Annotated in this window: 17 protein-coding genes; 14 read left to right on the forward strand and 3 right to left on the reverse strand. The window is 48.7% G+C overall.

All coding sequences use genetic code 11. The features are described from left to right. The first annotated feature begins 136 nt into the window (after positions 1-136). From HPT30_RS24340 to HPT30_RS24365, 6 genes are all read left to right on the forward strand, one after another. Entirely contained in the window at positions 137-1609 is a 1473-nt protein-coding gene (locus HPT30_RS24340; protein ID WP_175374047.1) for a potassium/proton antiporter, read from the forward strand. A gap of 238 nt (positions 1610-1847) precedes the next feature. Next, positions 1848-2303 (forward strand): Dps family protein, encoded by a 456-nt coding sequence (locus HPT30_RS24345; RefSeq protein ID WP_175373898.1) that lies wholly within the window; start codon positions 1848-1850, stop codon positions 2301-2303. Positions 2304-2644: 341 nt separating this feature from the next. Continuing rightward, the gene (locus tag HPT30_RS24350; RefSeq protein WP_175373899.1) at positions 2645-5734 is read left to right on the forward strand and encodes a histidine kinase; all 3090 of its coding nucleotides are present in this window, start codon (positions 2645-2647) and stop codon (positions 5732-5734) included. Next, complete coding sequence (locus HPT30_RS24355; protein ID WP_175373900.1) at positions 5712-6857, forward strand: response regulator; 1146 nt, start codon at positions 5712-5714, stop codon at positions 6855-6857. The genes HPT30_RS24350 and HPT30_RS24355 overlap by 23 nt, the downstream gene beginning before the upstream one ends. Positions 6858-6987: 130 nt before the next feature. After that, entirely contained in the window at positions 6988-9456 is a 2469-nt protein-coding gene (locus tag HPT30_RS24360) for an EAL domain-containing protein (RefSeq protein ID WP_175373901.1), read from the forward strand. A gap of 40 nt (positions 9457-9496) precedes the next feature. After that, entirely contained in the window at positions 9497-10411 is a 915-nt protein-coding gene (locus HPT30_RS24365; protein ID WP_175373902.1) for a methyl-accepting chemotaxis protein, read from the forward strand. Between the two features lie 52 nt (positions 10412-10463). Here HPT30_RS24365 and HPT30_RS24370 read toward each other — a convergent pair whose 3' ends face one another. Beyond that, positions 10464-11168, reverse strand: coding sequence for an AIM24 family protein (locus HPT30_RS24370; RefSeq protein WP_175373903.1), 705 nt, complete (start codon positions 11166-11168; stop codon positions 10464-10466). A 53-nt stretch (positions 11169-11221) separates the two neighbouring features. Further along, on the reverse strand, positions 11222-11689 hold the full coding sequence (locus HPT30_RS24375) for a hypothetical protein (protein ID WP_175373904.1): 468 nt from the start codon (positions 11687-11689) through the stop codon (positions 11222-11224). Positions 11690-11888: 199 nt separating this feature from the next. Between HPT30_RS24375 and HPT30_RS24380 the strand changes: the two genes are divergently transcribed. The 8 genes from HPT30_RS24380 (at position 11889) to nikC (ending at position 20623) form a co-directional block, all read left to right on the forward strand. After that, positions 11889-12572 carry a M50 family metallopeptidase gene (locus HPT30_RS24380; RefSeq protein ID WP_175374048.1) on the forward strand — a complete coding sequence of 228 codons (684 nt, stop codon included), beginning with the start codon at positions 11889-11891 and terminating at the stop codon, positions 12570-12572. 191 nt (positions 12573-12763) lie between these two features. Beyond that, a complete protein-coding gene (locus tag HPT30_RS24385) occupies positions 12764-13456 on the forward strand; it encodes a hypothetical protein (RefSeq protein ID WP_175373905.1) in 693 nt (230 codons plus the stop codon). Between the two features lie 219 nt (positions 13457-13675). Beyond that, positions 13676-14641 carry a helix-turn-helix transcriptional regulator gene (locus HPT30_RS24390; protein WP_175373906.1) on the forward strand — a complete coding sequence of 322 codons (966 nt, stop codon included), beginning with the start codon at positions 13676-13678 and terminating at the stop codon, positions 14639-14641. Positions 14642-14890: 249 nt separating this feature from the next. Then, a complete protein-coding gene (locus HPT30_RS24395) occupies positions 14891-15880 on the forward strand; it encodes an ABC transporter ATP-binding protein (protein WP_175373907.1) in 990 nt (329 codons plus the stop codon). After that, positions 15877-16869, forward strand: a complete 993-nt coding sequence (locus HPT30_RS24400) for an ABC transporter ATP-binding protein (protein ID WP_175373908.1) — start codon at positions 15877-15879, stop codon at positions 16867-16869. Before HPT30_RS24395 ends, HPT30_RS24400 begins: the two co-directional genes overlap by 4 nt. A 104-nt stretch (positions 16870-16973) precedes the next feature. Further along, on the forward strand, positions 16974-18641 hold the full coding sequence (locus HPT30_RS24405; RefSeq protein ID WP_175373909.1) for an ABC transporter substrate-binding protein: 1668 nt from the start codon (positions 16974-16976) through the stop codon (positions 18639-18641). 70 nt (positions 18642-18711) lie between these two features. Next, entirely contained in the window at positions 18712-19716 is a 1005-nt protein-coding gene (locus tag HPT30_RS24410; protein ID WP_175373910.1) for an ABC transporter permease, read from the forward strand. A gap of 10 nt (positions 19717-19726) precedes the next feature. Next, complete coding sequence (gene nikC, locus HPT30_RS24415; RefSeq protein ID WP_175373911.1) at positions 19727-20623, forward strand: nickel transporter permease; 897 nt, start codon at positions 19727-19729, stop codon at positions 20621-20623. Between the two features lie 94 nt (positions 20624-20717). On the opposite strand, the gene HPT30_RS24420 is transcribed toward nikC, so the two are convergent. Then, a complete protein-coding gene (locus tag HPT30_RS24420) occupies positions 20718-21485 on the reverse strand; it encodes a polysaccharide deacetylase family protein (protein ID WP_175373912.1) in 768 nt (255 codons plus the stop codon). Positions 21486-21519 lie beyond the last annotated feature (34 nt).

Raw genomic sequence — 21519 nt, forward strand, 5'->3', positions numbered from 1 at the left:
TAAGGACAGTGAGATTTAATATCCAGTCTTGTCCATACTACCAAGTGTCTCAAGTAGACGGATATGCGGGTAATAATGGGAGGATACAGCCGCAGCCGTGCGGCCTGCCGAATACAGGAGGGGTGTGAAGATCTCGATGAGTCATCTGGCGGATCAAATTATTATGTTGCTGGCGGCGCTGCTGCTGATTGGGGTGCTGTCTACCAAGTTCTCCACACGCTTTGGCATGCCAGCGCTTGTGCTTTTTATTGCCGCAGGAATGGTCCTGAGCCATTTCATTTATTTTAACAATGCATCACTGACACAGGTTGCCGGTATTTTTGCACTGGTTGTCATACTATTCGAGGGGGGCATGCAGACGAGTCTGAAAGATATCCGGCCTGTGATCTGGCCTGCCCTGTCGTTATCTACAATTGGGGTGCTGGTGACTACCGGCGTAGTTGGCGTATTTGCCAGACTTGTCCTTGATGTCCCCTGGACGGAAAGCCTGCTGTTCGGAGCCATCGTAGGTTCCACGGATGCCGCCGCTGTTTTTTCGGTACTTGGCGGGAAAAACATCGACAAACGCCTTACCTCTACACTGGAAGCAGAGTCAGGCAGCAATGATCCTATGGCCGTATTTCTGACGGTGACACTGATTGAATGGATTCAGCATCCGAATGCGGCGTGGTGGAGTCTGATATTTTCTTTTATCTGGGAAATGGGGCTGGGCCTCCTGGTGGGGATTCTGCTCGGCAAGCTGGCTGTCTATCTCATTAATCGGATTAACCTGGAATCCTCCGGGCTCTACCCGGTGCTGGCCATCGGCTTTGCCGTACTTACCTATGGCGTAGCGGCATTGACGCATAGCAGTGGTCTGCTGGCTGTTTATGTCATGGGCCTTACCTTAGGCAACTCTGATCTGGTGTATCACCGGACCATTATGAATTTCAATCACGGGTTTGCCTGGATGATGCAGATTGCCATGTTTATTCTGCTGGGGCTGCTCGTTTTCCCGGAGGAGCTATCATCTATCGCCTGGCAGGGTATTCTGCTGTCCGTCATTCTGATGGTCGTCGCGAGGCCCATTGGGGTATTCCTGAGCCTGATTTTCGCCAAGTTTTCCCTGCGGGAGAAGACGCTAATCTCCTGGGCAGGACTCCGCGGAGCGGTCCCCATTGTGCTCGCTACCTATCCGCTGCTGGCTGGCCTTGATCATGGCCGTTTGTTCTTTAATGTCGTCTTTTTCGTTGTGCTGACCTCAGCAGTTATACAGGGGACGACGATTTCTCCACTGGCCTCAAGGCTGAAGCTGATCGGACAAGACGATAACACACAGCCTTCGCTTATGGAACTGGTGGCTTTAGGAAGAACGGATTGCGAGTTCAATCACATCGGGATCGACTCACTGATGCCCATTGCCGGCAAGCAGATCGCCGATATGGGCCTGCCGGAGGATATTCTGTTTACGGCGATTATTAGGGACAAGAACATCGTGACCCCGCATGGCAGCACGACGATCCAACCCGGGGATACGGTATATGTGCTTAGTCCGAAGGCCAAGCGGGAGGAGATGCGGGCTCTTTTCCGCTGCGGTCCGAGAAAGACGGCTGGAGAGCGTACAGTATAGATTGGACTGCTCACCGGGTTTAATCCTCAAAGACCAGCTCAATAGGATTGCCCTAAGTTTACTTTTAAAATGGAAGGATTTTTCTTTAGTGTGACGCAAATAATATGCGATGGATGGTAGTTATGCTACGTTTGGTGTTAGCTAGGAGAATAGATTGCAAAAGCATTAAAGATATGTTAAATTAAATATAGATTTAGAACGAGTCTAAATATAATTAATAATTTGGGAGGTTTTATTTATGAGCACACAATTGAAGAATCAAACGGAACTGCAAGCAGCGTTGAACCGTCAGACCGCCAACTGGACCCTGCTTGGTGTGAAGCTGCATCATTATCATTGGTATGTGAGCGGACCGAATTTCTTCACCCTGCATGAAAAGTTTGAGGAGTTCTACAATGAGGCAGCCGGATATGTGGATGAATTAGCGGAACGTTTGTTAGCTATCGGTGGACAACCTGCCTCGACGATGAAGCAATACCTGGCCCTCTCCGGATTGGATGAAGCACGTGGCGGCGAGAATGCCCATGATATGGTAGCAGAGCTGGTCAAGGACTTTGCTTCCATCGCGGAAGAGACCAAGGAAGCGATTAACGCTGCGGAAGAACTTGGCGATCAGCCAACAGCGGACCTGCTGATTGGTATCAGAAGCAGTGTAGAGAAGCATGCATGGATGCTGAACGCTTATCTTGGCTAAATTTGCTGCTGTAATTCCTATAAACAAGTAAGCGCCCTGCGGATGTTTATGCGCACGGGCGTTTTTTGCTGCGTACAAGTAAGTAATGGGATTGTCGTGAATTGAGGGCATTTATAAATCTCAGAGTTGCAATGACGGTATTTTTTGAGCAGATGACTGTTACAATATAGTTATTGAGGTTGACTTAAAGGTAAGGAACCTATTCCAGACAGCACTTCAAGAGCCGCTGGCAGTATACTATGGTGCAGTCTGTTAATGAACAGGCTCTTTATTTGTGTTACGATACTTTCATAAGTACGCAAACATACGATAAATATATTTTACTAGATGGGGTTAGCCTATTGAGTCGTGCAAAATATAGATGGTTTATAGTGGGTGTTGTTGCGTTGTTTTTTGGGTTGATTGTTTTATCTTGTCTCCAGCCCACAGATCAGGTAGTGGCCCGAAAGGGCGTATTGGATTTGCGGTCAGGGAAAGGTCTGAACAGTGCAAGTACTGCCCTGTTGGGAGAGTGGATGTTCTACCCTGGACAACTCTTAACCGGAGCAGAGAAAGAGACGACAGACTCTAATATGCACTTCATTCAGGTACCTGGAAACTGGAGGAAAGCCGTCGACCCTATTTTTCATAAGAACGCACTGGGATATGGCACGTACCGGCTGCAGATACTGCTGGAAGATGGCGAGAATGAGATTGGTTTTCGGGTTCCGCTTATCCGTGCATCCCATCGTTTGTTCATAGATGGACGGGAGATTGGCTCGCAGGGCATTGTTTCTTCAGAGGTAAAAGGCTACAAGTCCGGTGTCAAACCATACATAACACATACTGAATTTAAAGGTGGCATTCTGGATTTGTACGTCCAGGTGGCTAACTATGATTTTTCATTCAGTGGGGGAATTATTCTGCCCTTTCAGATGGGGACGCTAGATTCCTTGTATAAGGGAGAGCAGCGAGACGCCGCTTTGGAATTCGGTATAGTCGTTATCTTTGGTTTTCTAAGTTTTTTCTTCGGATTTATGCACTTTCAAGCCCCGCGGAATGGATGGATCTATATTTCTCTGTTTTTCCTGAGTCTAATATTCCCAATCGTGTTCCAAGGGACGAGATGGATATTTACGATATGGCCGGGAATTTCATTCCGCATGATATTGATACTCTATTGGCTGTCTATCTTTAGCATCACCTTCTGGATGTTTATGTTCGTGTACAGTCAGGAAAGCATGCGGACAAGCCAGTGGGTTAAACGTGGGATTATTATCTTTAATGTCCTGTTTATTGGTCTGATGTTAGGGCTTCCGCTAGCGGTGTTAACCCGGCTTATTCCGGTGTTAATTTTAGAAACGATAGCCGTTTTTGCTTATGTTCTATTCATCCTTTTGCGCGGAATGAAGAATGAAGATCGATATAGTATGTATAAATTCTTGTCGTTTTTTCTATTTGCTGCGCATTGTTTTTCCAACATGCTGGTGCAGATTGGTGTTAATCATATTGGTGTGTGGTATTTCCTGCAGATTCTCCTGTTCACAAGCTTTTTCATTCTGATGTTTATGCATCAATTTCTGCTGGCCTATCGCAAGCTAAAGACGCTGACTTCCGGGATCAAGCGGGTGGAACGGTTAAAGAATGAATTCACTGCGAGTGTATCAGAACAGATGATGATACCGCTGAATGCGGTCATCAGTATCGCCGATGCCAGATTGCATTCCGATGAACGGCTGACCCCGGAACAAAGGGCGGATTTGCAGCTTGTAACATCAGTTGGGTGGACGATGCGGCGGCTGGTTGACGATCTACTGGATTTCTCCCGCCTGCAGGAGCAGGAGATCAGACTACATCTTCGTCCAGTGGATTTGTACGCAGTGATGGATGAGGTTATGGAACGCACCCGCTACATGATCTATAACGATTCGATTACGATGAACAATCGTATTGAGAAGACGATGTCTCCGATGATTGCCGATGAACAGCGGCTGTATCAGATTTTGACGGGATTTCTTCAGCAGGGAATCAAGCTTATTATGGAGGGTTCCATTACCGTTGATGGGACTTCCCGCGAGGAATTTACCGAAATGCGTATACATCTGCACGGCAAAGGCATCACCTCTGTAGAACAATCCTTGGTCAGGGAGATATGGAGCCAGGCGGCGGATGCTAATTTCATGCAGAGTAATGACGGCCTCGGTCTGTTTCTGATTAAAAGACTTGTTGACTTACATAAGGGGACGTCAAGGATTGTTACAGAATTTGACCAGGAGATCACGTTCATCGTCACGTTCCCGTTGGTGGGGAGAAATGAGGTTGATATGTTAATCACTGGCCTGTCTACGCTTCAATCTAAGGACGAAGCCGTTATGATGGACAGTCCTTGGGACGTTCATAAGAAGGATCGGGATAGCGAGATGGATTTCTCTGAAGGCAGCATTTTTGTGATCGATGATGATGTGCTGAATTTGAGACTTGTACGTGCTATCCTTGCACAGGATCAACACCGGATTACCGTAATAAGAGACCCCGAGCAGTTGAGGGCCCGGTTCCACGAGTTGTCCAAGGCAGATTTGGTAATCGTTAACCGTACTTTACCGGGCACCTCGGGATCTATGATCTGTCGTGCCATTCGTGAGCAATACACATTGTTCGAACTACCGATTCTCCTGTTGACTTCCCCGGGGCATGCGGACCAAGCAATAGAAGCGGGCCTGGCCGGAGCTAACGATTTTTTGAAAAAACCGCTTGAGGCCTCCGAGCTGCGTGTCCGTGTCCGCACTCTTGTGCAGATGAAACGCTTGGTGACTGAACGGATCCGGATGGAGCTGGGTTTCCTGCAGGCGCAGATCAAGCCGCATTTTCTGTTTAACACCCTAAACTCTATCGCTGCGCTGAGCAAGCGCAGACCAGAGCAGATGAATCAGCTGCTGGCCGAATTAGGACATTATTTGCGGGAAAGTTTCCGGTTTGACAGTTCTCAGCCGTTGACGCCCTTTGAACGGGAATTGAAGCTTGTCCAATCTTATCTTCATATTGAGAAGGTCCGCTTTGAGGATTGGCTGAAATTCGAGATTGAGCTGTTCACATCCACCCAATTCCGGATTCCGCCGCTGACGATTCAGCCGCTTGTGGAGAACGCAGTGCGGCATGGGATCATGCGCCGGTCTGAGGGAGGGACCCTTTGGATTGTAGTCAGTCGTGACATCGAGTACATTTGGATCTCCATCAAGGATGATGGGATAGGAATGACCCCGGAAACGGTAGCTAGTTTGCTTGATACAGCCTCCAGAGAAGGGGGCATAGGCATTCGCAATATTGATCGCAGGCTCAAGCAGCTATTCGGATATGGACTTCTCATCCATAGCGAGCTTGATAAGGGAACAGAAATTCAAATCCGACTTCCGGTCGAAAAGGTGGGTATCCATGAGAGCCATATTGATAGATGATGAACCCCTTGCTCTGACACATCTGGCGGAGGAGCTGCAGCGTTTAAGTGAAATTGAGATTATCGGAACGTTTAGAAGCCCGAAGCAGGCCTTGAAACATATTCTCCAGGAACAGCCGGAGGTTGTTTTTCTGGATATCGAGATGCCCGAGATGAGCGGAATTGATCTAGCCGAGCATATTTTACAGCAGCTTCCTCATATACACATTGTTTTTGTCACGGTTTTCGATGAATATGCAGTGAAAGCATTCGAGCTGAATTCTTTGGATTATCTCCTGAAGCCGCTCCAGACTGAACGGTTAGCCAAGACGATTTCGCGGCTGGCCGCAACTGAGATCGCAACCGGTACAGCTCTTGCAACCGACCCGGTATTTAAAATTCATTGCTTCGGTCCCCTGAAGTTTGAACGAGCCGGTCAGCCTCCGGCAGCCGTGCGCTGGAAAACATTCAGGGCTCAGGAGCTGTTCTGCTTTTTGCTTCAAAATAGAGGCAAGCCTGTCCGAAAGGAAGTGCTACTGGAACGGTTGTGGCCGGGTGTTGATTGGAAGCGTGGTGTAACGCAGCTCTACACAGCCATTTACCAGATTCGCAAGCAACTGCAGACCGATTATATTAATATTCAGATCTCCAATCTGGAGGAAGGATACATGCTTGAACTCAATGGCGCCGTAGTGGATATTGAGATTTGGGAAAAACAGATGGCCATGGCACCGGCTCTGAATGAATCCACATTGCCTGCTCACTTACAGATTGCCTCGCTGTACAAGGGAGACTACTTTGGTGATTATGCTTATGAATGGGCCGAGATGGAGCAGACAAGACTGCGTGTCCTCTGGGTCCGGCACATCCGTCAGCTGGCAGGCTATTATATGGATACACAGCAGCATGAGGAGGCAGTCTCCCTGTATCTTAAAGTCCAACGGGTGCTGCCGAATGAAGAGAGCATTTACTTCGAATTGATGCATCTATACAACGTCATGGGGGAGCGGCGTTCGGTTGAATATCAGTACGGACTGCTGGCCGGGATGCTGCGCAGGGACATGGATATGGTGCCGCATCCGAAGGTGCAGCGATGGTTTGAGGCGTGGAAACGGGAAGGGCCGGTAGATGCTGACACGGAATAGTGTATGCATTAGGTTTTAGACCCACTTGTTTGGTAAGCGGGTCTTTTTGGCATGGGGATACAATTTCAGAAATCTTTCAAATCGATCCCTTATAATGTTGATAATTATTAAGAAAACAAGAGGCCTAACGATGAATCATATTCACAGTTCGCACGATTACATGCTGGTGACCATTTCTTATCTGATTGCCGTTGCCGCTTCATTTAATGTCTTGGATTTGGCGGAGGGGATTAACAACACCAAGGGAAGAAGGCGCTGGCTATGGCACTTTTTCGGCTCCATTGTTATGGGGATGGGGATTTGGTCCATGCATTTTGTTGGAATGATGTCCATGACCCTGCCGTTTCCTGTCTATTATGACCTGTCGGTTGTACTTCTCTCGGTAGCAGTGGGAGTTGTAGCATCCTTCGTGGCTTTGTTAATTCTGGGGAGGCAAAAGCTGTCTATGGGCCAATTGCTCGGGGGAGCCTCGTTATTCGCATTCGGGATTTCAGCCATGCATTACATCGGCATGTATGCCATGCAAGTCAATATCTCGTATAACATCGGCTATGTGGCGTTGTCTATATTGGTTGCGTTTGTGGCATCCATTACTGCGTTATGGCTTTCCCTTTATTTTGTCCAGCAGGGTAGACGGAGTAGTTTTATAAAGAAGTTCGGCAGTGCTTTGATCATGGGGGCGGCAATTGCTGGTATGCATTATACCGGGATGCTGGCAGCCCATTTTGAGACAGAGGCGTCTGCGGATCGAATGTTATCGCCCCTCAGTCAGATCCTGGACCAGACAAAATTAGGTTATATCATTGCTGCCGGCACTTTGTTTACGCTGGGCTTGTCGCTGATCGGGCTCTACATCTCCAGGCTCTTTTCCAAACAGGCGCTAGAGAAGCAGGAGAATGAGAAGTGGTACAGGTCGCTTTATGAGCATAATCAGGACGGCATCGTCTCCATTGACCTGCACCGAAAGATTATCGGTATCAATCCTGCAGCTGCGCGGATAACCGGCGTTCGTGAGAAGGAATTCAGGCACAAGCCCGCATCGTCGCTCCTGACTTTGGTCGTCGAAGAAGAACAGGAGCGTATCCGGGAGCTCTTCCTGCGAACGATTGATGGTGAAGCAGTGCGTTACGAGACTGTGCTCAGGCATGGTAGTCACGACAGAATTCATGTCAGTGTCGTACTGGCGCCTGTCATTGTAGATGAGCAGGTAGTGGGGAGCTACATTATCCTGCGCGATATTACTGAAGAGAAGCGGGCTGAGGAGAAACATCTTTATCTCGCATTTCATGATGAATTGACGGGTCTGCCTAACCGGCGCAAGTTCAATCAGACCATATCGGAAATGATAGAAGTCCGAAGTCAGGATCAGAAGCCCTTCGCCGTGATGGTTATGGATATCGACCGGTTCAAGATAATCAATGATTCACTGGGGCATATCTATGGGGATCTTTTCTTACAGGAAGTCAGCAGCCGGATTCTGCGAATTGTAAATAGTGATCAGGCGATGCTGGCGCGCATGGGAGGAGACGAGTTCGCAGTATTGTTTTATCCAGATACCGACGTGGAGAACTCCGCAGTTTTGGCGGATAAGATCATTCAGGAGATTGGACAACCGTACTACCTGAAGGATAATGAATTTTACGTCACGGCTAGCATTGGGATCGCGCTCTTCCCGGAGCATGGTCAAGATGTCGTACAGCTGTTGAAGAATGCTGATACGGCGATGTATGAAGTCAAGAAGAATGGGAAAAACGGCCATCAATTTTATTCCGTGGAGTTGTACGCTGTTCTCCAGGAACGAATGGAGCTCGAAGCCGATCTGAGAAAAGCGCTGGAGCGTAAGGAACTTGTACTGTACTACCAGCCGCAGATTCGGACAGGTGATGTCCACATGGTCGGCGTTGAGGCATTGGTGAGGTGGAATCATCCCGTACGCGGATTATTGTCGCCTGATGTATTCATTTCACTGGCAGAAGAGACAGGGCTGATTATGGAGCTGGGGAATCAGGTGCTGTATGAAGCCTGTCGCCAAATGCATGAATGGCACCAAGCTGGCGGGCCCTTAGTTCCAGTAGCGGTAAACCTGTCCTCCCAGCAGTTTCATCAGCCCAATTTGGTAGAACAGATCAAGCAAATACTGTCAGAGACAGGACTTTCCCCGCAATATCTGGAACTTGAGATTACGGAGAGCATGATGATGGACGCGAAGCTATCCTTCGATATTCTGAATCAGTTGACCGAACATGGCATTCGGATCAGTCTGGATGATTTTGGCACAGGCTACAGTTCATTTAGCTATCTTAAAATGTTCCCGATTCATAAGGTGAAGATCGACCGTTCCTTCATTCAGGATTTGGCCGTGAATTCAAATGACAAAGCGATTGTCTCCACGATCATTACGATGGCCAGACAGTTAAATATGGACGTTATTGCGGAAGGAATTGAAACCAGAGCACAACTGGACATCCTGGCCGAACAGGATTGCAATGAAGTTCAGGGGTATTTTTACAGCCGTCCTTTATCCGCTATCGATGTGGAGCAGCAGTTTTTTGTCCCGAGCCGGGCAGGGGCTGAATTAATAGAGCAGCACAGAGGCTAACAAATCATTTGGATTTGAGGTATGGAGGAAGAGATTAAAAATGAGCATTGAACAACTTAAGGATTCAATTAATGAAGCAAATATAATCAAGGCGCTGGATCGTAATCTGGCGATGATCCGCTTCGATCTGCAGCGCCGGGTGACGTATGTAAATGAATTATTCGCCAAGACCATGGGGTATACACCAGCAGAAATGCAAGGGATGCTGCACCGGGAATTGTGCTTTCCTGAGTTCACGGACAGTCCGGAGTATGAACAATTCTGGGATAGCATCATTGGTGGTACAAGCTTTCAGGACAAGATTGAACGTAGAGATGCCAAAGGTCATCCTATTTGGCTGGAGGCTACGTACATGCCAATCTATGATGATGCTGGCGAACACATGCTGGGAGTATGCAAGATTGCGACTAATATTACGAACCGTCAAAATCATATCTCCACTGTTGTGGAAGAGCTGAAGCAGATGTCCAGCAGCCTGAATACTCGGGCCGAGCAGGGGATTGAACGCAGCCAGGAACTGCTGGACAGTATCTCTGTGATTGCTGGCGTATCCTCCAATAATACATCAACACTGGCAGGTTTACGGTCACAAGCACAATCCATACAGAGAGTGGTGCAGACGATTCGTGACATCGCCTCCCAGACCCAGTTGCTGTCACTGAATGCCGCTATTGAAGCTGCACATGCCGGAGAATATGGCCGGGGCTTCGATGTAGTCGCCAAGGAAGTGAGGAAACTGTCGAATATGGCCCATGAGTCCATCATTGAGATCAGAGACAGTGTTGAGGGAATTGCGCGGGAAATAACGAAGATCTCCAAAGGGACGACGGAGGTGCAGCATTACGTGAGCTTGAGCCAACAGCAGATTGAAGTTGCCATGAATGAATTCAGTAACATACTGTCCTCTGCGCAGCAGTTGGATTCCAAGGCGGGTGATGTGACCCATATCGTCTAAGAGACTATGGCCGGCTCTGCACAATTGCATATGAATAGCCCCAACTTCCAGGCTACTTAATGAAGACGCCGCCGAACGGCAAGGCTTCCCGTAAGAAGCGTTTAATAATCCCGTCATCGTTGTTGTCGCGTTCAAAACGCCGGTTTTGGACTCCAGCCTGAAATAGCACGGGTCCATGACCAGTCATTTTCCAGTGGTAGCTCATATGCTGGCTGGCGAGATGATTACCGTACACGGTAAGCTCCAGCTTGGCATTTTCAGGGTAAGCGATAATGCTGCCTGCGTCTACATACAGAGGGTCATAAGGATGCAGCTCGGCTTCACATACTGTGCCTTCCGTTAGAATGCCGATGCTTCCTATGCCAGAGAATTTGATCTTAACGATGTCGCGTGTGATAAACATATTCTTCATGCTGAGCACACGTGTCTGCATAGTTATGCCTTCGCTGTAATAGAAGAGGTGTCTGAAATCGTAGAGGAGATCATTATTACCTTCCAGTTCGAGCGTCTTAACGCGGTAGCCCGGGGGCAGTGCCGCTACGAAGCGGCAGGGTCCGGACATATCGGAACGGATCAACTTGCGCTTGCGGTAAATCCCCTTCACATCCATTAGCCGGTCCGCCCGGCCTGACGAGGGCCCTTGATAAGCTATGATCTGCTGTGGATGTAGCACATGTACCGTTTCATTCTCACCGACGGAGAAGGACAGGGCTTGTCCGCTGGTGTTATTGCCTTCATCCTGGACATCAATATTCATAGGGTCTTCCCCCTTGCTTCTGTATCATTATTCACATACTCTTCATTCCTGCTTTACCTGAGGCGGTCACTTCTTCTGGAGCGGCTCCGCATCCCTAGGCGAACCATCCGAATTAGCAGGAAATAGCCCAGGATCAGGCACAGTCCTGTAATAATAGTAACCTTAATTCGATTAAAGTTGTTGTCGCGCGCCTGGCGGTCATCCCTTAACTCATTGACCATTTGGCTTAGCTGACGGTTCTGCTCCTGGAGGGCGGCATTCTGTGATACGGTTGCCCCCAGCTGATCCTTAGCTTCGCCGAGCTCGTTCTTGGTTCGTTCTAGCTCTTCCACCGTCTGACGGTAGCTTTCCTGCAACTTATTGACCTCTCCGGGAAGCTCGGAGAACTTCTGGAATCCATTATATAGATCGCTGAAATAATTAGCCTGTGCTGAAGGAGCCGGAAGAGATATGAGAATTCCGAGCAGCAGCAGAGCTGAGCATAACAGTCTAAATCCTTGGTGTGTTATCTTTTTTCTCATTATTGCATCACCACCTGAATAGGCTTATTATTCTTTTATTTTACCATAGCATTACAGTGTTCGACAGTTTACAGCAGGGAGCGGCAGACATTTTAAACGATAATACGTATAGAGAAGACAAGCGTTTCCTGGCTGAGCATCCTTCATTGAGAACAGCAGGGGTTTATCGTATACTGTGGACGGGAAGAGGAGGTGCATGATGAATAAATGGGTGAAAACACTGCTAATCTTGGCCGGATCGGCTTTCTTGACACGGTTCATTCCGTTCTCGTCTCTGTTCCGTAACCTGGACACGATGATTCACGAATTCGGCCATGCGCTGGTCACGCTGCTCTTATCGGGCAAGGTGCTACGCATTGAGTTGTATGCTGATCATAGTGGAGTAACCTATTCTGCAATCCAGGCGGGAGGCCGGGCGATTGGAGTGGCATTGGCGGGATATCCGCTGGCGTCTTTGTTTGCGCTGTTGCTGTTTTTTCTCTATGGAAAAGGAAAGATACGCTTCGGTCTGGGCTTGGCTACCGGTGTAGCGTTAATTATGCTGCTGTTGTATGTCCGGAGCAGCTTCGGCATGCTGTGGCTGGGCGGATTTATCGCCTTGAACATCGTTATGCTATTCTTCTGGGACAAAGTCAGCAAGTATTACTATCTGCTGCTGGCGTTCCTTACTCTGGAGGAGTCCGTGACTGGGACTCTTTATCTGGTGACCGCATCGGTGACTTCACCGTCCCGTGCTGGTGATGCTGGCAACCTGGCAAGGTTAACGGGAGTTCCGTCGATTTTCTGGGCGGCGCTGTTCTTTCTGTTCTCCCTGCTGTGCGCGAAGTGGGCCTTGGAGTTTTTCTTTAAAGCCCAGCGGATGCGTACAGGAAGAAAAGGCTAGCGGTAGGGATGAATATTTTTCTACATATATCGACATTTGAAATTTCACTTTTAAGGGGCAACCTGGTCTATTTGACGGAGTTGGCTCTTTTTTTGTCGATTTTATAACCCGAACATATATTCCATGACAAGGAGTTGTCCGCCATTATTGGTACATTAATAGAAGAACCAAAAAAAGAAAGAGGTGGAAATATGCAAGCAAGTATTCAGCCGATATTTACTTGGAGTCAAGAACATATTTTTGCAGGTGGGACCCGTAATATTGTTTTGCTGGTGGAATGGAGAGGTATTGTAAAAGAAGATCAACTTCGTAAACGAAGCCATAAAATAGCCGCACGTGACATCGAACTGCGAATATGGCTTGAACCCCACCTGAACCTCACCGCATGCCATGGCTGCAGGGCAGAAGCAGGAGAAGGACGTTCACTGCTGCTAAACCTGGGAAATATTCTTTGCGGACAGCACAAGTATCTGGCTCTGGAATTTTCAACCAGCCCTATGCCTGCCGGTAAGCATGATGCTTTATGGGTGCAGTGGCTTTACAAACAGCCGCCAGGAGGACGAATACGCGAACTGCCCTTGCAGAAATTAAGCCTGGAATATAGTCGTCATACAGCTGTTGCCAGAGACACCGTCTGCTTTCATGTAGAGAAGCATCTGGAATTGTTGAAAATCCCCAACATGCTTGAAGAAATCGCGCTTCTAAAGGACAAGGGACAGTACATCGAGGCTGCAGAGCACCTTCGCCGTCATGCCGATAATTTGCTGCTGTTGGCCGCAAGATCCGGTGATTTGTCTCTGCTCAGGGAAGCGGAAGCGTTGTACAAACAGAGTGACAGAGAGCTGCAGACGCAGGGGGAAAATGCCGGAACAGAACATAGATGATGCATATATACGCAAAATGATCTATACATAAATAGTTTTACTTATTAAGTTTTCACGAACGGAAAACCGGGAATGTGATATATAATTGCGGTAAAATAGTAAAATAGTTCTATTATATTTTCCTAATCTCGGTTATTACTTCCTTGGTTTTTAGATATATACGACTAATTAATTCAAAAATAATGGGTCTATTTTACCATGAATCAAGGAGAACTGAATATGACAGACCGATTAATCCGGCTGATGCGCATTATTACGCTGGTTCAGGCCAAACCGGGCATTCTGGCCCGGGAGCTAGCCGAACGATGCGGCAACAGTGAAAGGACGATTTACCGGGATATGGATGCCCTCAGTGCCATGCATATTCCGATCACTCATTTGGGTCATGGGAAAGGATATGCCTTTATCGGTAATTTTGCGCTGTACCCCTTGGACTGGTCAGACGAAGAAGCGATGGCATTTGCCCAGCTTCGCAACCTTATGGATGACATTAAACCGCTATTACCTTCGGGCTTTGAGAGTGCCTATGAGAAAGTGATGGCGGCTGAATATAAGCATAGAGCTGAAAAAGAAGAGAAGATGGAGATCGTGGGAAGAGAGGTGGGGAACACTTGGATGGAAAGGAGCGGCTTGCAGCCAGAGCAGCCTGCTTTTTTGATCGAGCTGTTCGTCGCCATGCTGAAGCAGAAAAGCATCCAGGCCGATTATAGCGAGAATGCGCACGAAGAAAAGGGGATCGCTATTGATCCCTATTATATTATATTGCTGGAAAATCGATTTTACTTAATTGGTTATTGTCAGCAATTTGGGGTCATGCGTACCTTTCATACGAACGGTCTCTCTAATGTGAAACCCCTCAAATACGGATTTTCCAAAGACAATTTTGATCTGCAGGCTTTTATGAAACATAAATGGGCCCTGGACAAGGATAGCCTGCAGGTGGAATTTAAAATTAAATTTTCTGAATGGTCCATGGAGCGGATTAGGGAAGAGGGGTTGCTGGTAAAGCCCGCCAAGGTAGATCGAGACAACCGCTGTTATCATTTTAAAGTGTCGGTGGATCAGGAATACACGTTCGTCCGCTGGATTCTCAGTTTTGAAGAGGAAGCAGAGATTGTGGAACCTTCATATTACCGTGAAGTCATGCGGCATCAATTAGAGAAAGGGCTGTCGCTGTATAAATAGCGCAGTCTTTTTTTTGCATAAGATCTATTCTGACTAACCTTATAGGGTAATTTTATATAACAAATTTTTCTTGTATACCTTGGGTTTATATAGTAATGTTATACATTAATTAGATATAATTACTTCATAAGACCTTATTCTTCCACGAAATGTTAACTTCAGGTTACTTAAACTTCCCGATTCTCTTTTATTTTGTTCACCCTTATTTGACCTTTGTTCAATTTTTAAACAGAAGAGAGGTATCATTCTTTGTCTGAACCCATTTTAAAAATTGAGAATTTGCATACCCATTTTTTTACGGATCGCGGAGAAATTCCGGCTGTTGATGGCGTTGATCTTTACATTAATCCTGGCGAGGTGCTGGGTGTAGTTGGAGAATCAGGCTGTGGCAAAAGTGTAACCTCGCTGTCCGTGTTGAGGCTGGTTCCCAGTCCCCCTGGCCGGATTATAGAAGGCCGGATCTTTCTGAAAGGCCAGGATCTTGTAACGCTCAAGGAAAAGGAGATGCGCAAGATTCGCGGAGATGCGGTTTCGATGATTTTTCAGGAGCCGATGACCTCGCTTAATCCACTATTTACTGTCGGGCAGCAAATCATTGAGATTGTACGTCTGCACCGGGGGATGTCGAAAAGACAAGCGCGGGATCACGCCGTTGATATGCTGCGCAATGTTGGCATTCCAAGACCAGAGTCCATTATTGACGAATATCCCCATCAACTGTCGGGCGGTATGCGCCAAAGAGTGATGATCGCAATGTCAATCTCCTGCAATCCGGAGCTGCTGATTGCCGACGAACCAACCACTGCACTTGATGTGACAATCCAAGCCCAGATCCTGGACTTGATTCGCAGGCTGAATGAAGAGCAGGGAACGGCTGTCATGATGATCACCCATGATTTGGGTGTAGTTGCGGAGATGTGCCATCGTGTGGCCGTTATGTATGCAGGCAAAGTAGTGGAGGAGGGCAGTGTGCATGATATTTTTAAACGCCCGTTGCATCCTTATACACGTGGCTTGATTCAATCCGTACCGAGAATGGACGAGACCCGCGAGCGCCTATACTCCATTCCGGGCAATGTGCCTGTACTCAGTACAGAGATGCAGGGCTGCCGGTTCGCACCGCGATGCCCGGAGGCCATGGAGATATGTCACCAGTCGCTTCCGCAGCTCACTCAGCAGGAAGAACAGCACAGCTGCCGCTGTTGGCTGCATGAAAGAAGTCAGGAGGATGCGGTATGAGCGGAAATCTGCTGGAAGTCAAAGGACTGAAGAAATACTATCCGGTGCAAAAAGGATTTCTAAATTCTACAGCGGGGTACGTGAAGGCGGTCGATGATATTTCCTTCTCCATCCGCAGAGGAGAGACTTTCGGACTCGTAGGAGAAAGCGGCTGCGGCAAATCGACCGCAGGCCGGTCGCTGCTGCGGCTCATGGAGCCGACGGCGGGGGAGATTCTTTTTGAAGGCCGGGACATTACAAAGCTCTCTGCTGGAGAACTGCGCAAGCAGCGCCGCGAGATGCAGATGGTGTTCCAAGACCCGTTCTCCTCACTTGATCCCCGGCACACCGTAGAGCGGATTCTAGAGGAGCCCATGATTGTGCACCGTACCGGCAATGCCAGGGAACGCCGTGCCGCCGTGGACAAGCTCGCTGATGTGGTGGGACTGGCGAAAAGTCAATTGCAACGGTATCCGCATCAGTTCTCTGGCGGGCAACGACAGCGGATTGGTATTGCCCGGGCGCTTGCGCTTCAGCCCAAGCTGATTGTGGCCGATGAGCCGGTCTCTGCGCTGGATGTATCCATACAGTCTCAGGTCATTAATCTCATGCAGGATTTACAACATGAATTTGGATTGACATATCTTTTTATTGCCCATGACCTTAGTGTCGTCAAGCATATCTGCGACCGGGTTGCCGTTATGTATCTGGGTAGAATCATTGAAATCACGGACAAACACTCGTTATACGCCCACCCTCAGCACCCCTACACCAAGGCTTTGTTATCTGCTGTTCCCGAACCTGATCCTGATATCCGCAAGCAGCGAATCATTCTCCAGGGGGAGGTGCCAAGCCCGGCTAATGCGCCGGTTGGCTGCTCTTTTCATACCCGTTGTCCACAGGCGATGGAGGTATGCCGCAAGGAAAGACCACCGCTGCTGGAGACGGACTCTGCCCATTTCACCGCTTGTCACTTGTATGACGGAACAATCCACTCACAGCTCGCTTAATCCGACAGCTTAGAAAGCATAGATACCGGTTTATGGCTGCGCTTTGGCACAGCTCTATATAAACACTTTAATACTTTCAATAGCAGAAGGGAGTTTTCGATGAGATGAAGAAATGGGGTAGTCTTGTACTGGTTTTAACGCTTAGTCTGGCATTCACGCTGAGCGGCTGCGGAGGTAGCAACAATGCGGGTAAGGACGGCAATACTGGAGGCAACGCAGCAGCAACCAATGCTCCGGTTGAGGCCACGGACAAGCCCAAAGAGGTTCAGGATACGTTAGTTCTGGGACGAGGTGGAGATTCTGCTTCGCTCGATCCGGCGATTGTCACTGATGGCGAGTCCCTGAAGATCTCCCATCAAGTATTCGACTCTTTGCTGGAATATAAGCCGGGTACTTCCGAAGTTCAGGCTTCCCTCGCTGACAGCTGGGAAGTGACTCAGGACGGCTTGACCTATACATTCAAGCTGCACCCCGGGGTGAAGTTCCATGACGGCACCGATCTTAACGCCGAAGCTGTCGTGTTTAACTTCGAACGCTGGAATGATCCGAAGAGTGAATTCAAATTCGAGGGCGACTCGTTCGATTATTATGATTCTATGTTCGGTCCAGAAGGCAGCCGTGTCATTAAAGAAGTTAAGGCAGTAGATGACGGCACGGTGCAAATTATTCTGAACCAGCCGCAGGCGCCTTTCTTGCAGAACATCGCGATGACCTCCTTTGGGATTGCCAGCCCTACAGCGATCAAGGAGAAGAAGGCGAACTTCAAGAATGAGCCGGTCGGCACGGGGCCATTTGTTTTCAAGGAATGGAAACGCAATGATTCCATCACCTTGGAGAAGAATGCCGGCTACTGGAAATCGGGACTGCCGAAGCTGAACAAAGTCATTGTGCGGTCCATACCGGACAATTCGGCCCGGTTCACGGCCTTGCAAAACGGCGAGATTGATCTGATGGAAGACTTAAGTCCAGATGATCTGTCTACGCTGGAGAGCAACAGTAATCTGCAAAAAATTGAGCGTCCGCCGTTTAATGTTTCTTATCTAGGCTTTAACTTCAAGAAGAAGCCGTTTGACAATGTAAAAGTTAGACAAGCGCTGAATCATGCGGTGAACAAACAAGCTATTATCGATGCTTTCTTCTCTGGCCAGGCCAAGCCGGCCGTGAACCCGATGCCGCCTTCACTGTGGGGCTACAATGACAGCGTGAAGGATTATGAATTTGATCTGGACAAAGCGAAGTCACTGCTTGCAGAAGCGGGGTATCCGAATGGTCTGCCTGACCCTGTAACCTTCTACGCTATGCCTGTGCCTCGTCCTTATATGCCTGATGGCAAGAAGGTAGCAGAAGCCATTCAGGCGGATTGGGAGAAGATTGGTGTGAAAACTGTGATTGAATCACCAGAATGGGCTACGTATCTGGATGATACTAAGGCGGGCGAGAAAGACGACATCTATATGCTTGGCTGGACCGGAGACAACGGCGATCCGGATAATTTTATCTACACTCTGCTCGATAAAGACGCCATTCCAAGCAATAACCGGACCTTCTATGTCAATGAAGAGCTGCATACCCTGCTAGTTGGCGCTCAGAAGGAAACGGATCAGGGCAAGCGCTCCGACTTATATCAGAAGGCACAGGAAATAATCAAAGCCGATGCTCCGTGGGTTCCATTGGTGCACACGACACCGCTTCTGGCCGGCAAGGCTAATCTGAAGGGATTTGTACCGGGTCCGACAGGCACGGAATATTACAGCGAAGTGTACTTCGAATAGCTGTATTAAATCTGTGCATGGTTTTAACCGTCGTTAGAGTACCATTACACCTTTGGAAGGTGAGCCGACTTTGAATGCCTACCTATTAAAAAGAGTCATGGTTTTAATTCCAGTATTGATTGGCATGACGATTATCGTATTCTCTATTATTCATGCTATTCCCGGTGATCCGGCCGAGACGATTCTCGGCCAGAAGGCTACGGAACAGTCCAAGCAGGCGCTGCGTGATCAACTCGGTCTCGATAAGCCCTGGTTTCAGCAGTATTTGAATTACATGGGAGATTTGGTGAAGGGAGATTTCGGTACCTCGATCCGCACCAAAATGCCGATTGCGAAGGAGATTCTGCCCTATCTGGCGGCAACGCTGGAATTAACGGTAGCCAGCATGCTGTTTGCTACCCTGGTGGGCGTGAATGCAGGTATCCTTAGTGCCTGGCGACAGAACTCGTGGTTTGATTACAGCGCCATGATTATTGCGCTCATCGGGGTCTCCATGCCGATCTTCTGGCTAGGGCTCATGGAACAATTAATATTTGCCCTGAAGCTCCAATGGCTTCCCTCGATTGGGCGGATGGACCAGCGTAATCCGGTGGAGAGCATCACCAATCTCTATGTGATCGATACGATCCTGGCAGGACGCTGGGACCAGCTATGGACCGTCATCAAGCATTTGATTCTGCCTAGTATGGCACTCGGAACGATTCCGATGGCAATTATTGCCCGGATGACCCGTTCCAGCATGCTTGAGGTTATGAATTCCGATTATATCCGCACAGCCAAGGCGAAAGGCATGTCGCAGTTTCTGGTCGTGTACAAGCATGCACTGAAGAATGCGCTTATTCCTGTACTGACCGTAATCGGCTTGCAGACAGGCGCACTGCTGGGCGGTGCGGTGCTCACCGAGACCATTTTTGCCTGGCCGGGTGTAGGGCGCTACATCTTTGAAGCCATCAGTTCACGCGACTATCCTGTCATCCAGACGGGGATTCTGGTGATTGCTTTTATTTTCGTAATCATTAATCTGCTGGTCGATCTGCTATACGCCGTTATTGATCCGCGCATTAATTACAAGTGAGGGTGAATCTATGTCACAGCCAACAATCCATGCAACGTCTCCCAGTAATGTTCCCGCTAAGGAGGCATCCGGCCCCTGGCGCGATGCGTGGCGGGCCTTCCGTAAGAACAAGACGGCGATGCTGGGACTGGGGATCATCCTATTCTTCGTAATGATTGCGCTCTTGGCGCCGTGGATTGCGCCCTATGACTACAAGGAGCAGGAACTGGTGAACCGTCTGAAGCCACCTTCGGCCCAACATTGGCTTGGTACCGACGATCTCGGCCGGGATCTGTTCAGCCGATTGATCTATGGAGCGCGGATTTCCTTATGGGTTGGTTTTTTTTCCGTCATCGGCTCCATGATTGCCGGAACGATCCTGGGGGTGCTCGCAGGTTTTTACGGAAAATGGATCGATATGTTGATTTCCCGTATGTTTGATATTCTGCTGGCGTTTCCGAGCATCCTGCTCGCTATTGCCATTGTGGCGATTCTGGGCCCTTCCTTGCAAAATGCGTTATATGCCATTGCCATCGTCAACATCCCAACCTATGGGAGGTTAGTGAGAGCCAAAGTGCTCAGTCTGAGAACGGAAGAGTATATCACCGCAGCTCGGGCGATAGGCATGAAGGATAGTCGCATTCTGATCACCCATATCTTGCCGAACAGTCTTACACCGATTATCGTGCAGGGTACCCTCGGTATCGCACATGCGATTATTGAAGCTGCCGCACTTGGCTTTCTGGGTCTAGGAGCCCAACCACCTGATCCGGAGTGGGGGAAGATACTATCCGACTCTCGGCAGTTTATTCAGAAAGCGCCGTGGACAGTCATCTTCCCGGGTCTGTCCATTATGCTGACCGTGCTGGGCTTCAACCTTATAGGTGACGGTCTGCGTGATGTGCTGGACCCCAGAATGAAAAAATAAACTATGAAGCAAGCCCTTTCGGTGCGCATTACCGAAAGGGCTATTTTATACTTCAAATTGAGCTTCCTATATAGTAGAAGATTTTTATTATCTATCAGGGGTTTCGTCCGACCTGCTGCTTGCCTGCCCGCTGTGTGTCGGAGAGCTTGATTAATTCGGAGACGGTGACGAACCGGTACCCCTGCTTTTCCAACTCTGGCAGAATGATCTTCAGCGCCTGTCTTGTCTGCGATTTTCCATGTACGTGGTCGTGAAAAAGCACAATATCGCCGTTGTGGGCATTCCGAATCACCTTGTTCGAGATGGCATAGACCCCCGGTCTGTTCCAGTCACGGGTATCCTGATGCCAGGACCAGAGGATGGGCTTCAGCCCCATTTGATTGGACACATTAATCAGAGTCTCATCGTACATTCCTCCAGGCGGACGGAACAGGTTGCTTCGCTTGCCCGAGACCTTGATAATTTCTTTCTCCGTTAGATCCAGTTCCTCGTGCACTTGCTTTTCGGAAATAGGCCGCTTGAAATACACGTGATTATAAGTATGGTTAGCCAGTTCATGACCCTCGGCAACCACCCGCCGGGCGATATCGGGATAAGCAGCAATCCGTTTTCCAATTGCAAAAAATGTACTCTTGGCATTGTACTGCTGCAGCAAATCCAGAATTAGCTCGGTTTCCGCTGGATCCGGACCGTCATCGAAGGTGAGGGCAATCACCTTTTGACTGGTATGTACCTCCCAGATCATGTCGCCCCGTTTCTCAAAATAGTAGCGGTTCTTGACTATCGGGCTGGCCAGTGTATATGGCGTACAGCAGAGCAGCAGGGCTAATGCAGCCGAAATGACCCTATACGCTCTTTTCATGGATGCCCCCCCTTTTTTTCTTAGGTTCAGTTAT

This window comes from Paenibacillus agri (genome assembly GCF_013359945.1).
In the GTDB taxonomy this organism is placed as follows: Bacteria; Bacillota; Bacilli; order Paenibacillales; family Paenibacillaceae; genus Paenibacillus_AQ; species Paenibacillus_AQ agri.

Bases quoted from the DNA above. Each gene is read 5' to 3' on its own strand.
- HPT30_RS24365 (WP_175373902.1), top strand. From the start codon at position 9,497: ATGAGCATTGAACAACTTAAGGATTCAATTAATGAAGCAAATATAATC.
- nikC (WP_175373911.1), top strand. From the start codon at position 19,727: ATGTCACAGCCAACAATCCATGCAACGTCTCCCAGTAATGTTCCCGCT.
- HPT30_RS24385 (WP_175373905.1), top strand. From the start codon at position 12,764: ATGCAAGCAAGTATTCAGCCGATATTTACTTGGAGTCAAGAACATATT.
- HPT30_RS24360 (WP_175373901.1), top strand. From the start codon at position 6,988: ATGAATCATATTCACAGTTCGCACGATTACATGCTGGTGACCATTTCT.
- HPT30_RS24400 (WP_175373908.1), top strand. From the start codon at position 15,877: ATGAGCGGAAATCTGCTGGAAGTCAAAGGACTGAAGAAATACTATCCG.
- HPT30_RS24405 (WP_175373909.1), top strand. From the start codon at position 16,974: ATGAAGAAATGGGGTAGTCTTGTACTGGTTTTAACGCTTAGTCTGGCA.
- HPT30_RS24420 (WP_175373912.1), bottom strand. From the start codon at position 21,485: ATGAAAAGAGCGTATAGGGTCATTTCGGCTGCATTAGCCCTGCTGCTC.
- HPT30_RS24390 (WP_175373906.1), top strand. From the start codon at position 13,676: ATGACAGACCGATTAATCCGGCTGATGCGCATTATTACGCTGGTTCAG.
- HPT30_RS24380 (WP_175374048.1), top strand. From the start codon at position 11,889: ATGAATAAATGGGTGAAAACACTGCTAATCTTGGCCGGATCGGCTTTC.
- HPT30_RS24370 (WP_175373903.1), bottom strand. From the start codon at position 11,168: ATGAATATTGATGTCCAGGATGAAGGCAATAACACCAGCGGACAAGCC.
- HPT30_RS24340 (WP_175374047.1), top strand. From the start codon at position 137: ATGAGTCATCTGGCGGATCAAATTATTATGTTGCTGGCGGCGCTGCTG.
- HPT30_RS24345 (WP_175373898.1), top strand. From the start codon at position 1,848: ATGAGCACACAATTGAAGAATCAAACGGAACTGCAAGCAGCGTTGAAC.
- HPT30_RS24355 (WP_175373900.1), top strand. From the start codon at position 5,712: ATGAGAGCCATATTGATAGATGATGAACCCCTTGCTCTGACACATCTG.
- HPT30_RS24375 (WP_175373904.1), bottom strand. From the start codon at position 11,689: ATGAGAAAAAAGATAACACACCAAGGATTTAGACTGTTATGCTCAGCT.